The organism is Pseudoalteromonas denitrificans DSM 6059 (assembly GCF_900112265.1).
GTDB lineage: Bacteria > Pseudomonadota > Gammaproteobacteria > Enterobacterales > Alteromonadaceae > Pseudoalteromonas > Pseudoalteromonas denitrificans.
The window spans coordinates 111,011-125,099 of the sequence record NZ_FOLO01000008.1; the positions used below are offsets into that span (position 1 = coordinate 111,011).

A 14,089-nucleotide genomic window follows, 5' to 3' on the forward strand; every position below is an offset into this window, starting at 1 on the left:
TTGGCTCCCCCTCCCCGACTCGAACGGGGGACCTGCGGATTAACAGTCCGTCGCTCTAACCAACTGAGCTAAGGGGGAATGGCTTACTTCTCAACGGGGCGAAATATTAATGGCACCCATGCCAAGTGTCAACTAATAAAACTTTAATATTTAAAATAAAGTGTTTGTTCGCTGGATTTATATTCAATAAGCTTGAATTTTGTCTTTTTTGTACGTATTACAGTCAAAGTATATTGAGTGAATATGCTACATGACGTTTTAAGTGAGAATTTAATAGATATATTCTGATTAATTTATTTTTTTATATTAATTTAATATTTTCTTGCTTTAATGAACTCTCTCTACTACTCAATTTAAATTTTTTTCAGATTCAAAATATGACTGTTTTATTATTTGAAATTTTGCTTCATTTTTATTTATGGACATAAAAATGGTTGAAACCTGATTAAATAAGGGCTGTCATTACTTACCCACAGAATCTGTGGATAACTATGTTTATGAAACTTTAAGAAAGTGTTTAAGGCCTTTGTTTTTGAGGTGTGTAGCAATATCAATAGGTTTTATTAAAAAAATATTACCAATAGAAAACAATGGGTTAAACTTGTCAATGATTTAAGATACATAAAGGTGAAATAATTTCGTTTAAATTTATTGACAATCATAGCTTGTGTAAAAAAGAAGCTTTCAGCTTGTTAATTGTTACTAACTTGTAAAATAAATGAATGATATTGATCATTTATCTATTTTTATAATTGAACAGGCTGATTTATCGTTTGGCACAATATTTTAAAAGTACTGTTATATTTTTCAAAAGCAAACTTTCTAAGTTGATATGGTATCTGGCTTGTTCTAAAATGTCTGGCCCGCTTATTGGTGTTATTTAAATCACAAATAGAAGTAGCTAAAAAATTATGCGAAACAAACAAAAGTCACCTGATTTATTAAATGCCCCAATACCAGAAACATTAAAAAAAATGACGATACCCATGATTTTTGGCATGGTGACTTTAATGTTATTTAACTTGGTCGATACATTTTTTGTTAGTTTACTTGGCACTGAACCTTTAGCCGCTATTAGTTTTACGTTTCCTGTTACTTTCACGGTAATAAGTCTTGCAATTGGTTTAAGCATTGGTACATCCGCTATTATAGCTAAAGCACTTGGTGCTGGAGATATTGCAGAAGCGCGTTTTGATGGGGCTGTTGCTTTAATCGTATCAGCAGTTTTTGTTTCTGTGTTGTCATTGTTTGGTTATATATTAATGGACCCTATCTTTGCACTCTTAGGAGCTGATCAGTCTTTAATGGTGCATATCAGGGATTATATTGGAGTTTGGTTTATTGGAAGCGTTTTTTTAATTACGCCTATGATAGGTAATGCGGTTGTACGTGCCAGTGGGGATACAAAAACCCCCAGTATGATAATGGGGTTTGCAGGTGTCGTTAATGCTGTTTTAGACCCTATTTTTATTTTTGGTTTTGGTCCTATTCCAGCCATGGGTATAAAAGGCGCTGCAATAGCGAGTGTTGTTGCTTGGACTTGTGGTGTTTTTATCATCTTATATTTACTTATCTTTAAGAGAAAGTTAGTAAGTCTAAAATCAAAAAAACAAACATTTAGTTCAGCCACGCAAAAAATGTTAAAAATTGGTCTGCCTGCTGCTGGCGCTAACATGCTTACGCCAATTGCAATGGCGGTAATGACTGCTTTAGTTGCCCGTCATGGTGCAGAAGCGGTTGCTGCTTTTGGGGTAGGGAGTCGTATTGAATCAATTTCAAGTATTGTTGTTTTAGCTTTATCTATGACACTGCCTCCATTTATTAGTCAAAATTTTGGAGCCGGTAAATTTGAACGAGTAGCAAGTGCTTATAAAACAAGTTTAAAGTTCATATTAATTTGGCAGTTTATTTTATATTTAGTCTTGATTCTTTTTTCACAAGTAATAGCTGAAATATTTGCATCATCTGAAGGAGTGATTTCAGTGATCACTTTATTTATTTGGATCCTCCCGCTAGGGTATGGTCTACAAGGGGTTATTATTTTATCTAATTCATCTTTTAATGCATTGCATAAGCCAATGAATGCATTGTCTATGAGTGTTATTAGATTGTTTGCTTTTTATGTTCCATTTGCTTATGTCGGAAGCCTTTTTTGGGATATTCAAGGGTTATTTATTGGTGCGCTTGTTGGTAATGTATTTACGGCTTTAATTTCTTACCGTTGGTTTTGTCAAACATTAGAGTCTGTTGGCGTAAATAATCAAGCTGAGGAGTGTGAAGCATGAGTTTCAAATTTGACTTACAATCTCCATACTCACCAAGTGGTGACCAACCTCTGGCCATTGAGAAACTATGCGAAGGTTTAGAGTCTGGTCTTGCACATCAAACTTTAGAAGGAGCTACTGGAACAGGTAAAACATTTACAATGGCAAATGTGATCTCTCGGTCAAACCGACCAACGATCATAATGGCGCATAATAAAACATTAGCAGCGCAACTTTATGGTGAAATGAAAGAATATTTTCCAAATAATGCCGTTGAATACTTTGTTTCATATTATGATTATTATCAGCCAGAGGCTTATGTTGTCTCTAGTGATACTTTCATTGAAAAAGACGCTTCCATTAATGAACATATAGAACAAATGCGTTTATCTGCAACAAAAGCTTTATTGGAACGTGAAGACGTTATTATCATTGCTTCTGTGTCGGCTATTTATGGTTTGGGTGATCCTGAAACTTATATGAAAATGATGTTATTGCTAAAACAAGGCGATACCATAGATCAAAGAGACATGTTGCGTCGTTTGGCCCAATTACAATATACACGAAATGACATTGATTTTAGTCGTGGTACATATAGGGTCAGAGGTGAGGTCATAGATATATTTCCTGCAGAGTCTGATAAATATGCCGTTAGGGTTGAAATGTTTGATGATGAAATTGATCGTTTAAGCATATTTGATCCTTTAACGGGTGCGGTTGATAAACATATTGTTAGAGCAACCATTTATCCAAAAAGTCATTATGTAACCCCAAGAGAAAAAATATTAGCCGCAGCTGAAGAAATAAAACAAGAATTAAGAGAACGACGCGAATATTTATTAGAAAAAAATCATTTAGTAGAAGAGCAACGTGTGGCGCAACGGACACAGTACGATATTGAAATGATGACTGAGCTGGGATATTGCTCGGGCATAGAAAACTATAGTCGTTATTTATCTGGACGAAACCCAGGTGATCCTCCCCCGACGTTATTAGATTATTTACCTGATAATAGCTTAATGATCATAGATGAGTCCCATGTTACGGTATCGCAAATTGGTGCTATGTATAAAGGTGACCGCAGTCGTAAAGAAAACTTAGTTGAATATGGCTTTAGATTACCTTCAGCTATGGATAACAGGCCTTTAAGATTTGAAGAATTTGAGGCAATTGCACCTCAGCGTATTTATGTTTCGGCAACCCCTGGTAATTATGAAATTGAACATGCCAGTGATGATGTTGCATATCAGGTGATTCGACCTACAGGTTTATTAGACCCAATAATTGAAGTGCGACCAGTTGCAACGCAAGTTGATGATTTATTATCAGAAATATATATTCGAGTTAAACTTGAAGAACGCGTATTGGTGACAACATTAACCAAACGTATGGCAGAAGATTTAACTGACTATTTATCGGATCATGATGTCAAAGTGAGATATTTACATTCAGATATCGATACGGTGGAGCGTGTTGAAATTATAAGAGATTTACGTGCTGGGGTGTTTGATGTATTGGTGGGTATTAACTTACTCAGAGAAGGTTTAGACATGCCTGAAGTTTCTTTAGTTGCTATTTTAGATGCTGATAAAGAAGGTTTTTTACGTTCAGAGCGCTCATTAATTCAAACGATAGGGCGAGCAGCAAGAAATTTAAAAGGTCGGGCTATTTTATATGGTGATCGCATTACGGGCTCCATGGAAAAAGCCATAGAAAAAACAAACAGCCGACGTGATATTCAGCATGCCTATAATGTAAAACATGGTATTACACCTAAAGGTTTAATTAAAAAAATTACTGACGTTATGGATGTGGGTGAAAAAGCAGAACAAGAAACAAAAGCTGATATATTAAAACAAGGCTCATTATATAATAGCAAAAAACCAAAAATGGATGCCCATCAAATTGGTGTCGAAATAAAACGTTTAGAAGCAAAAATGCTCTCCCATGCACGAGATCTTGAGTTTGAACAAGCGGCTAAGGTGCGTGATGAAATTCAACAATTACACGATAATTTAATACATGCCTGATTTTATAATGAATGATTCTGAAGAGAATAAAACAAAATATGCTCCATTATTAGATGCTTTAAATAAAGTATTAAATAAAAGTGATAACGATGAATTTAGTAAAAGTAATGAGTTGTGCCGTATTTTTCATGGAAGAGGGCATGTATATAATGCGCTAAGCCATTTAAATCTTGATTTATATCCTCCATATTTGTTTTTAGTTTCTTACACTGAAATTGAAGTTCAAGAACTAAAAAGCTTAAATGAATTAATATGGAAACAGGTTGAACAGTCAGAGAAAAATGAAATAAAAGGTTTTATTTTTCAACAAAGGGCAGGGCGAGAAACTCAGAGTAAAATATTACAAGGTGATGACCCTAAAAGTTTTGAAATACAAGAGCTTGGGTTAAAATATCAGGTTCAATTAACTTCAAGTCAAAATACGGGGATTTTTCCCGATATGAAAACTGGCCGAGAATGGGTGAAGTCACAAGCAAATAAAGCACAGGTTTTAAATTTATTTTCTTATACCTGTGGTTTTTCACTTGCAGCCATGGCCGGCGGCGCCAAACAAGTTATTAATATGGATATGAACAAAGGTGTATTACGCACAGGGAAAATAAACCATGCATTAAATGGTTTTGAACGCGATGTAGGCTTTTATCCTCATGATATTTTAAAGTCTTTTGGGAAACTCAAAAAACTAGGACCATACGATTTAGTGATAATTGATCCGCCAAGCTTTCAAAAAGGCAGTTTTATTCTAACGAAAGACTACCAAAAAATATTACGCCGCTTACCTGAAATTTTAACACCCGGTGCGCAATTATTATTGTGCGCAAATAGTCCTGAATTGCGTTTGCAAGCTTTTAAAAATTTAATAGCAGAACATGCTGGGCCGCAGTTTAAATTTATTGAGCGTCTAACACCCGCTCCTAACTTTGTTGAGTTAGATGATGATCGCAGTTTAAAAGCTTTAGTTTATCAATTTAACGCATAAAACATATTGAGTTATAGATTATTAATATCTTTTTGTACGCTATAGCCTTCATCAGTCACAATTTTTTCAAGTACTTGAACTCTTTGCTCTAAAGTTGTGACTTTCTCCATTAAAGTATTATTTATATCATTATTTTGTTTGTTTAAATGCAGGGTTTTTTCTTTGAACTCTAAATGTTTTTTATACATGTCGTATAAAACGCCAAAGCCAACAGAAATTAAAACAATGAGCACGACCATAGTTGTACCATTCATTTTTTAATCCTTATTTTTTCTGTGGAATAAATGTTTTAGCGAGGTTACTGATGGTTTCAATATCCTCTTGTAATTCATCCATTTGCTCTGCAACCTCTTCTGTTTGTTGCCAATTTAATTCAGAGCCTTGTTTTATTTCGATAACATGGTTGTTGATTTCATTTGATACTGCACTTTGTTCTTCTGCTGCTGTGGCAATTTGCATGGACAAATTAGAAAGCTGTTCCATTTTTTGGTAAATGATCGCGATGGCTTGATCTGAAGTTTCAGCCTGAGTTACGCAATTATCAGCATTGTCTTTATTTTTTTTCATCATGACTAACCAATCATTGATTGTGGAAAGCATTTCAGACAGGCTGGTATGAACATGTATTGCAGTTTCTTGTGTTCTAGATGATAAACTTCGTACTTCGTCGGCAACAACCGCAAAACCTCTTCCGTGTTCTCCTGCACGGGCAGCTTCAATCGCAGCATTAAGTGCCAGCAAGTTAGTTTGGTCGGCAATTGACTGAATATCAGTCATTAATTTACCAACATTTTGTGCTTCACTATTTAGTTTATCCGCGGCTGATGATGCTTGTTCAACTTCTTCTGCAAGTTGTTTTATCTCTATGGTTGTGGTGTTGATTCCACTTTTTGCTTGTTCACATAAATTAAATGTAGAGCTTATTTCATCGGAGGTTGAAATGCTATTTTTTGCAATTTCTTCGGTCGAGGTGATCATTTGTGACATCGCTGAACTGACTTCGGTTAATTCTTGTTGTTGGGATACTAGGTTTGTTCTTGTTTGTTCTGTGCCTGCTTGTACTTTGTTAATAACCGTTAATATGGGTTTGGTTGCATCTAAAGTTCGCTCTAAAATTGCTTTTATTTTGGTTTTTAATAACCCTATATTAAAGTCAAATACACTGGCTGTACCTTTGCCAAAATATACTTGTCGACTAACGCTATCAAATGTTGATTGCATTTTTTGCGCTTTTTGCGCCATAGGGATTATATCTTTATAAAAAACGATAATTGGCGTAATTGCCGCAATTGCACTAATCAAGGATGCAGCAAAACCTAAACTAAGATAAATAAATATTTGAGAAATAAAACTTAATACAATTAAAAATGCAAAGCGGTGTGCTCGAGTGAACTCAAAAATAAATGCTTTGCCTTTTAAAGTTGAATATACTTTATTAGCGCGCTTGATCATCGTTTCAGTTGCAATTGTGCTGATAGCCTGATGACCGATAATAGTACCATTTTCAAATTGAGGTGTAATAAAAGTATTGATCCAGCACTTAGTGCCATTTTTTTTAGTTTTGCACAATATGCCTTGCCAGGAAAAACCTTTATCCAAAGTTGTTTTAACTTCTTGTTTAACCGAAGTTGGCATATCGCTTGAGTCTAAAGAAAGGTTACTTTTACCTATCAGCTCCTCTTTTTCATAACCTAATGCGCGACAATAATCATCATTTACATAAGTATATTCACCTTTTGTATTGATCAATGAGATTAGTTGATTTGTTGAACTTGCCATTAAATTACCTTCTTAAGCATATTACGCATTAAATATTATTCTAAAGGAAATTAAAGGATAGTAAATGATGCAAATCACATTTATTTGTTCTTGATTCAAAAAAGATACAGAAAAATAAATTATATTTCTCATTGAAATCACACATATTTCTATGGTTTTAAATTATAACTGAGATGAATAGAACCAAATTTTTTAAATGGATATTAAGGTTTTTTATAAACTTTATAATAAGGTTAATCGTTATAGCGGATAATAATTATAAAAACTAAGCATTATGAGCACTCATTACTATAAGTATTACTTATGCCATCATAATATCCTTGTGCAAAAGCTGCATGTGGGCTTTTATATTGAGCGCTGCCAGATTGGGTTTCATGTAAAGAATCTAAGTCTATATTAAAAGTTTCTTCCCTGTTTTCTCCCGCTTGATAGCCTTTTTCATAAGCACATCCTGCACATTTATATCGACCAAAACCATTTTTATCCAAAGGTAAAGAATCAAGGAGAGACCAGTGGTGATGGTTTTTTGTACATATTTTCATGGTACCTCCAATTTATTGATCTGCTAATATTTATTAGTGAATTCGCTGCTGTAGAATGATAAAGTTTTTGATCATTTGAATTGTAGTTAATTCAATTAATTTCTTTTTATTTTGTTGTTCTTTAGCTACGCAATTGGGGTGTGGTCGACATTGAATTACAATAATATCTTCATTAGTTTTTTTTGAGTTTTTTTTAATTTGTTTAGTTTCTTCAGTTGAATGTATAAAAGGTGAAAAACCAATTAAACTAGCAGTGAATAAAGCTAACTTTGTATTCATTGTTGTATCACTTCCGTATTTTTATAAGGCTTTTTCACCATACGTAACTAACAAAAAAATTTATTGTGAAAAAATTGTATTTATAAAATCACAATGTTTTTATTGGCACTTTAGCAATATATGTATTATTAGAAATTCGTTCATTAAAAATTAACTTATTATTTGAAAGGTTAAAGTCATAGACATAATGATGAAATTCATAGAGCGACTCTTTGGTATTTGTTAGTAGATCTAATTTATAGACTTCTTTGGTAAGAATATCCAAATAATAAAGTTGGTTATCTTTGACAGCCCACTTTAATGGGTCTACAAAGTTCTTTTTAATTTTCCAGTTTATATTTTTTTTAATTTTTAAAGTTGAATCAAGTTCATAAATATTATTACTTGAGCTTTTAATCACATAATATTTTTTACTGACTCTATCAGTTTTAATAGAGTCAATTCCTGTTAATATTTTTACTTGCTTTAAATCATTAGTATTTACTTTGTACAAATTCCAATCGTCTTGTTCATGAATAGAAATAAATATTTCTTCGTTACTGTTATATAGCCAGATAGCATTTTTCACTAATAGATTTTCTTTGGTTAGTTTTGTTATTTTTTTTGTTTTTAAATCTAGTAATGATAACTGCTGACTTTTTATAAATATCAAAGATTGACCATCATAAGAAAATTTAAGGTTTGTAATTAAATCATTTTCAATAAAATTTGTTACTTGTGAAACTTCATGATTATTAGATAGCCAAATTTGGTTTTGCCCAGATCTATTAGAGATAAAAGCAATAAATTCTTTTTTGTTATTTGTATAAGATACAGCATCTAGGTCATTAAAACTTGAAGTAATCAGTTTTTTTATTTTTGGCAGCTTTTCTGTTGTATCTAGATATTTTACATTTTTAGTATAGGCATCACCAATAATTAATAAAACTTCATTATTAGATATTATTTTTGGAGAAAATATTTTTTCAGATGAACGGTATAAAACTTTATCTTCTAAAGACTCAATATTTATTGCATTTAAGGTTTTATTTATTCCAACATAAACAACAGAGTTACTATCTAAGCTCCAGTCTATTCGGTGAGTGAGAAAATTCAACTTTTGCAAAAATTTAACTTCTCCGGTTTTTAAATCTAAATACATTAAATCTGTTCTAGTAAAAGAAACAGAACGCACAAAAGCAATTTTAGAACCATCAGGACTAAGGCTTAAACTATAATCCCCATAAGATTTCACTCTAGGACTAGTTAGTGTTAGTTCTTTCTTTGTAACTAGGTGTACTTTTTTAATCACAAAAGGTTGATCTTCACTTTGGGAGTAAGAAAAATATAGCCAATTATTTTTTATGGCTAGAGGGCTCATACTGAGTGTATTACCACAGGTTGTAATATTTGTAATATCAGAAAATGTTAATTCTTTTTCAACTTTAATTTTTTTTATTAAACACTTTCCATTTACATAATCTTGATAATATAAAAAATTTCCTTTAGGTGACCAGATAGGTGCATTCGTATAGTGAGATGCATCAAGTGAGATTATTCTATTGCTTTTAATATTTTTAACCATGACTTGCATATTGGCACTTGCATGTTTTTTATGAACAAAGGCTAACAAGGTTTTATCTGGTGACAGTGCAGGGCTAAGTTCAAGTCCCTCAATATAAGTCAAAGGTGTTAATTGTGTAAGTGAAGGGATATTTTCAGTTGGCTTGGTATTCGTTTTTAGTAGTTGTTTTTCAACTGTTTGAGTACTGATAAGCCAAATGAAAATAAAAACTAAAAAACAGCTTGAAGTAGCAAATAAGGCGATTAAAAGTTGTTTGGAAATACGGCTGTTTTTTCCTTGAAAAGTTGGTTCTATAATTATTTTAGGTTCGATTATGCCAGGTCTAGCTTCCCCAGGTTCAATGACAGCATCTTCAATATCAACACCTTTAGGGATTAAAATGGCTTTTGGTCTTTTTACTTCTTGAGAAATGATAGGAGGCGAAACTGGTTTAATATTCTTTGGTAGTTTAATGACATCTGGAATAATAAGTTCTTTTTCAATAAATTGAATGGGGCATATTAATGAATAACCAACCTTAGGGTGTGTTTTGATAAACTCATTTTTTTCACCGCCTAGCATTTTTCGTAATCTTGAAATGACGGCATTAATAGTGAGCTCTTCAACGATGCGACCCGACCATACAGAGTCAATTAATTGATCTCTGGTGATGACTTCTAAATGATTTTCTACTAAAAAAGTTAATACAAGGCATTGTTTATTTTCAAGCGAGACTGACTCATCACTACCATCATCTTTGGTAATTGTTTTTGCACGAGGATCAAATACCCAATTTCTGAGCTTAATTAGATGATGTTTGTTCAATGAGTTTACTACCAGTGTTTAATTAGTTATTTAACGATTTATAGTTTATCGTTTTTTTATTTGTATTTCTCTTACAATTCTGTGTGATTTTTCCCTAAATTGAAACATTTAATTTTATAGATATCAATTTTTAGATTTATTTATAAATTCATTGTTTTTGTTGTTACAAAGTTAAATATTATATTTTAAAACTCTGTGATATTTCAGGTGGGCAGGCAAAATATATTAAGGTTTATAAAATCTTGCTTGGAAAAAGAATATTAAACCGAGTACCAGAACCAAGTTCACTATCACAGGATATTCTTCCTTTTAACGATTGAGTGACCAAGTTATAAACTATGTTTAACCCTAAACCACTGCCTCCTTGACCGCGTTTGGTGGTAAAAAATGGGTCAAATAACTTTTTTAAATGTTCATTGGAAATCCCCTTACCAAAATCTTGAAATAGAAGCTTTACCATTCCCTCTTCTTGAATAATCTCTATTTTTATTTTTCCCTGAGTACAAGACTCAAAACCATGTGTGATTGCATTTATGACTAAATTAGTGATTATTTGTGCTAATGCACTTGGGGAGCATTCAATAATAAACTCTTTTTCACACTCGACACATATTTCTACATTTGCTTTTTTAAGTTTTGGGTAAAGGCTAGATAAAATCTCATGAATATATTCTTTAATTTTAAATTGACGATTTTGCTCTGAAGTTTGATCAACTGCAACTTGCTTGAAACTGTGAATTAAGTCTGAGGCACGATTTAAGTTAGATAAAAGTAAAGTACTACTTGTCTTTGCTCCTAGTAAGTAAGCCTTAAGGTTATTACTGGAGAGTGTTTTATTTTCAAATAAACGATCGAGTTTATCTGTTTCCTCTGCTAAGTGTGAAGTTGCTGTAACACCTACACCTATTGGTGTATTTATTTCATGAGCAACACCTGCAACAAGTTCACCTAATGCAGCCATTTTTTGTGACTCAACAAGTTGGTTTTGTGTTTGTGTTAATGTTTCTAATGATGTTTGTAACTCTGATGTTCTTGTTGAAACAGTCAGTTCTAAATTATTTTTGTGTGCGATTAGTTCCGTTTCTTGCAATTTTTGTTGTGAAATATCAGTTAGCGTTTGTACCATAGAACTTGTGCTATCTAACGCGTTTATAGGTGTGAGCGTTAATAAAAACCATTCATTGCTTTGGGGATAATAAACTTCTTTATTTGAAATTATTTGGTGTTGTGCAATTGCAATGCATATCTCACAATGATTTTGTTGCACATCGTTTGGGTGAAAAATATTATGAATAGGTTGATGAATAATTTCAATTAGTGATTTTTTACTTGCCTTTAGCGCAGCTTGATTGGCTTGTGAGATATCTCCATTATTGTCTACTAAAATGGCTGGATGGGGAATTGCATCGTATGTATTTGCATTTTTAGTTAATAAAGTAAAAGGCTCTTTTAAGGTTGTTTGTACAATAGCCTGATAAATCATCCAAAAAGATAAAAACTTAAAAATGTGACCTATAACAAAAGTGATGCCTGAAAAGTTGATATAAAAAGTAAAACAGGTTTCAGCAATAATTGTTGTAATAAGAGAGGCATATAAAAAATATATCACTTTTTTAGTCAATAAACTGCGCTTTTTAAAAAAAATAATCAGAGAACTTATTAACAGTGTGATTATTAAATACTCTGAATAAATTTTTAAGGGTGTTAAGCCATTAGGGTTTATAAACTCAGGTGCTGTAAAATTAAAGCTTAGCCAAATAATAATGGATACAATGAAAAATGAGCTGATTAACATGTATTTAATGTTAAGTTTTCGGGTTAAAAATAAAGGGCTTGAAATAAGTAATAGGGCTTCTAAAAATCGTGTGTAAATCCAAAAATGAATCGTGATAGTCGCTGTTGTAATTCCAAAAAATGGCATGCCTTTTACTGTGAAAGTATGGAAGCTATCTAACACTGCAATGGAAAAATAACCTATGCCCAAATAAATTAAAAAATCATTTCGAATAAAGTTTTGCGTATTGAGCACAATAACTAACATCAAAGTGCCAACAAAAATTGAGAATAGTTCTGCGAGTGTATGAAATAATAAAAATCCGTGTTGAGCTCTAAGGTAAATTAAAGCTAAAATCATTAAAGCGGGTAAAATTGATGATTTAAGAAAAGTGCTTTTATGGTTTAACATTGATACCTAAATTGATAATCACTGATATTATTAATTTAGCATAAAGCTGAGTGGATTCTAGTATTCAGCTTTAGGATTTAAAGAGCTACTTTGATGTAGCCCTTGAGAATAAATATTTTAAATTTCGTACTCTATAGGATCAATTACGTTATTCAATTTAAAGGCTTCTAACCTTTCTTGGCATGCCCCACATTTACCACATGCTTTTTCTCGGCCGTTATAGCAAGTCCAAGTGTCACGATAGTTTAAACCCATTTTTAGACCATCGGTTAAAATATCTATTTTACTATTTTTAAGATATGGGCTGACAATTTCCACCGCATCATAATTAGCAATACGACAAACGTCATCCATTTTTTGTACAAATTCAGGACGACAATCTGGATAAATAGCATGATCTCCCGAATGTGCACCATAATAAACTTTACAGGCTTTAAGAGAGACTGCGTAACCAACCGCTAATGAAAGTAGTATCATATTACGGTTTGGTACAATTGTGCTTTTCATATTTTCGGCTTCATAATGTCCTTCAGGAACATCTATGTCATCGGTAAGTGAAGAGCCCCCAATGATTTGATTTATCGCTGAAATATTAACAATTTTATGATGAACGTCTAAATCTTTACAGGCCTTTGCCGCAATATCAAGTTCTTTAACATGTCGCTGCCCATAATCAAATGATAAAGCATAAACTTCATAGCCATCCTGTATGGCTTTGTTCAATACCGTATATGAATCCATTCCACCGGAATAAATAACAACAACTTTTTGCGACATATTTCTCAGACTCTCGTATAATAGGCGTTTTGCCGGGCGAAGCATTCTACACCTAGGCTTTAATAATGACAATTTTATATTTAGAGCGATAACCTTTTGTACAAGATCAATGAAATATTTCAAACCATTCAAGGTGAAGCCAGCTTTACTGGAACACCTTCTATTTTTATTCGACTGCAAGGTTGTCCTGTTGGCTGTTCTTGGTGTGATACTAAGCAAACTTGGGAAGCATCAGATGTTTATAAAGTTGATTTACAAAAAACGGTAGAAAAAAAGGCTGATTCAGAGCTATGGGCTGATAGTTCAGCACAGCAAGTTATAGATTTAATTGAAAGTAAAGGTTATCAGGCTAAACATATCGTGATCACTGGTGGTGAACCTTGTATGTTTGATTTAATTCCTTTATGTGATTTATTACATGGAAATGGGTTTTCGACTCAATTAGAAACGAGCGGTACTTTTGAAATTAAAGTCCCTGAAAAAACTTGGGTTACAGTATCCCCAAAAATAAACATGCGTGGTGGATATCCTGTTTTAAAACAAGCGATGCTAAGAGCAAATGAAATAAAACACCCCATTGCTATGATGAAACATGTTGAAGAACTTGAGGCGTTATTAACTGATATGGATATTCAACCTGAGCTGATTTATTTACAGCCGATCAGCCAAAAAGCAAAAGCGACACGATTAGCCGTTGATATTTGCATTGCTAAAAACTGGAGATTATCGGTGCAAGTACATAAATATTTAGGTATTAATTAAGAAAACTATTGGTTAAGTTTCTTTAAATCTATACTGTGATATTTACTGTTGAAAAAGCTCAATTCAAATAAGGGCAATAATTTAAACTGCTGCCCTTGACTGAAAGCTCATAATTTTATTACCT

The 14,089-nt window shown here is 32.7% G+C and carries 11 protein-coding genes and 1 tRNA gene; 4 read left to right on the forward strand and 8 right to left on the reverse strand.

What is annotated here, in order from left to right:
- Nucleotide 1 precedes the first annotated feature (1 nt).
- A tRNA-Asn gene (locus BM088_RS07715) sits at nucleotides 2–78 on the reverse strand.
- Nucleotides 79–911: 833 nt separating this feature from the next.
- Here BM088_RS07715 and BM088_RS07720 point away from each other — a divergent pair.
- From BM088_RS07720 to BM088_RS07730, 3 genes are read left to right on the forward strand one after another with little or no spacing between them, the layout of a single operon-like run.
- Nucleotides 912–2,285 carry an MATE family efflux transporter gene (locus BM088_RS07720; protein WP_091982455.1) on the forward strand — a complete coding sequence of 458 codons (1,374 nt, stop codon included), beginning with the start codon at nucleotides 912–914 and terminating at the stop codon, nucleotides 2,283–2,285.
- Entirely contained in the window at nucleotides 2,282–4,294 is a 2,013-nt protein-coding gene (uvrB, locus tag BM088_RS07725) for an excinuclease ABC subunit UvrB (protein WP_091982456.1), read from the forward strand. Before BM088_RS07720 ends, uvrB begins: the two co-directional genes overlap by 4 nt.
- A gap of 7 nt (nucleotides 4,295–4,301) precedes the next feature.
- Entirely contained in the window at nucleotides 4,302–5,273 is a 972-nt protein-coding gene (locus BM088_RS07730; protein ID WP_091982533.1) for a class I SAM-dependent methyltransferase, read from the forward strand.
- A gap of 11 nt (nucleotides 5,274–5,284) precedes the next feature.
- On the opposite strand, the gene BM088_RS07735 is transcribed toward BM088_RS07730, so the two are convergent.
- The 7 genes from BM088_RS07735 to queC all read right to left on the reverse strand — a co-directional run bounded on the left by BM088_RS07735 (nucleotide 5,285) and on the right by queC (nucleotide 13,203).
- Nucleotides 5,285–5,527: a hypothetical protein gene (locus tag BM088_RS07735; protein ID WP_091982458.1), complete on the reverse strand. Its 243-nt coding sequence runs from the start codon at nucleotides 5,525–5,527 to the stop codon at nucleotides 5,285–5,287.
- Nucleotides 5,528–5,537: 10 nt separating this feature from the next.
- Nucleotides 5,538–7,052 (reverse strand): methyl-accepting chemotaxis protein, encoded by a 1,515-nt coding sequence (locus BM088_RS07740; protein WP_091982459.1) that lies wholly within the window; start codon nucleotides 7,050–7,052, stop codon nucleotides 5,538–5,540.
- A 272-nt stretch (nucleotides 7,053–7,324) separates the two neighbouring features.
- The gene (locus BM088_RS07745) at nucleotides 7,325–7,594 is read right to left on the reverse strand and encodes a hypothetical protein (RefSeq protein ID WP_091982461.1); all 270 of its coding nucleotides are present in this window, start codon (nucleotides 7,592–7,594) and stop codon (nucleotides 7,325–7,327) included.
- A gap of 33 nt (nucleotides 7,595–7,627) precedes the next feature.
- Nucleotides 7,628–7,873 (reverse strand): hypothetical protein, encoded by a 246-nt coding sequence (locus BM088_RS07750; protein WP_091982462.1) that lies wholly within the window; start codon nucleotides 7,871–7,873, stop codon nucleotides 7,628–7,630.
- An 88-nt stretch (nucleotides 7,874–7,961) separates the two neighbouring features.
- On the reverse strand, nucleotides 7,962–10,241 hold the full coding sequence (locus tag BM088_RS07755; RefSeq protein WP_143085049.1) for a winged helix-turn-helix domain-containing protein: 2,280 nt from the start codon (nucleotides 10,239–10,241) through the stop codon (nucleotides 7,962–7,964).
- 232 nt (nucleotides 10,242–10,473) lie between these two features.
- Entirely contained in the window at nucleotides 10,474–12,426 is a 1,953-nt protein-coding gene (locus BM088_RS07760) for an MASE3 domain-containing protein (RefSeq protein ID WP_091982465.1), read from the reverse strand.
- A gap of 117 nt (nucleotides 12,427–12,543) precedes the next feature.
- Nucleotides 12,544–13,203: a 7-cyano-7-deazaguanine synthase QueC gene (queC, locus tag BM088_RS07765; RefSeq protein WP_091982534.1), complete on the reverse strand. Its 660-nt coding sequence runs from the start codon at nucleotides 13,201–13,203 to the stop codon at nucleotides 12,544–12,546.
- Between the two features lie 96 nt (nucleotides 13,204–13,299).
- Between queC and queE the strand changes: the two genes are divergently transcribed.
- On the forward strand, nucleotides 13,300–13,965 hold the full coding sequence (gene queE / locus BM088_RS07770; protein WP_091982467.1) for a 7-carboxy-7-deazaguanine synthase QueE: 666 nt from the start codon (nucleotides 13,300–13,302) through the stop codon (nucleotides 13,963–13,965).
- Nucleotides 13,966–14,089 lie beyond the last annotated feature (124 nt).

Bases quoted from the DNA above. Each gene is read 5' to 3' on its own strand.
- queC (WP_091982534.1), bottom strand. From the start codon at position 13,203: ATGTCGCAAAAAGTTGTTGTTATTTATTCCGGTGGAATGGATTCATAT.
- BM088_RS07735 (WP_091982458.1), bottom strand. From the start codon at position 5,527: ATGAATGGTACAACTATGGTCGTGCTCATTGTTTTAATTTCTGTTGGC.
- BM088_RS07750 (WP_091982462.1), bottom strand. From the start codon at position 7,873: ATGAATACAAAGTTAGCTTTATTCACTGCTAGTTTAATTGGTTTTTCA.
- BM088_RS07745 (WP_091982461.1), bottom strand. From the start codon at position 7,594: ATGAAAATATGTACAAAAAACCATCACCACTGGTCTCTCCTTGATTCT.
- BM088_RS07760 (WP_091982465.1), bottom strand. From the start codon at position 12,426: ATGTTAAACCATAAAAGCACTTTTCTTAAATCATCAATTTTACCCGCT.
- BM088_RS07730 (WP_091982533.1), top strand. From the start codon at position 4,302: ATGAATGATTCTGAAGAGAATAAAACAAAATATGCTCCATTATTAGAT.
- uvrB (WP_091982456.1), top strand. From the start codon at position 2,282: ATGAGTTTCAAATTTGACTTACAATCTCCATACTCACCAAGTGGTGAC.
- BM088_RS07740 (WP_091982459.1), bottom strand. From the start codon at position 7,052: ATGGCAAGTTCAACAAATCAACTAATCTCATTGATCAATACAAAAGGT.
- BM088_RS07720 (WP_091982455.1), top strand. From the start codon at position 912: ATGCGAAACAAACAAAAGTCACCTGATTTATTAAATGCCCCAATACCA.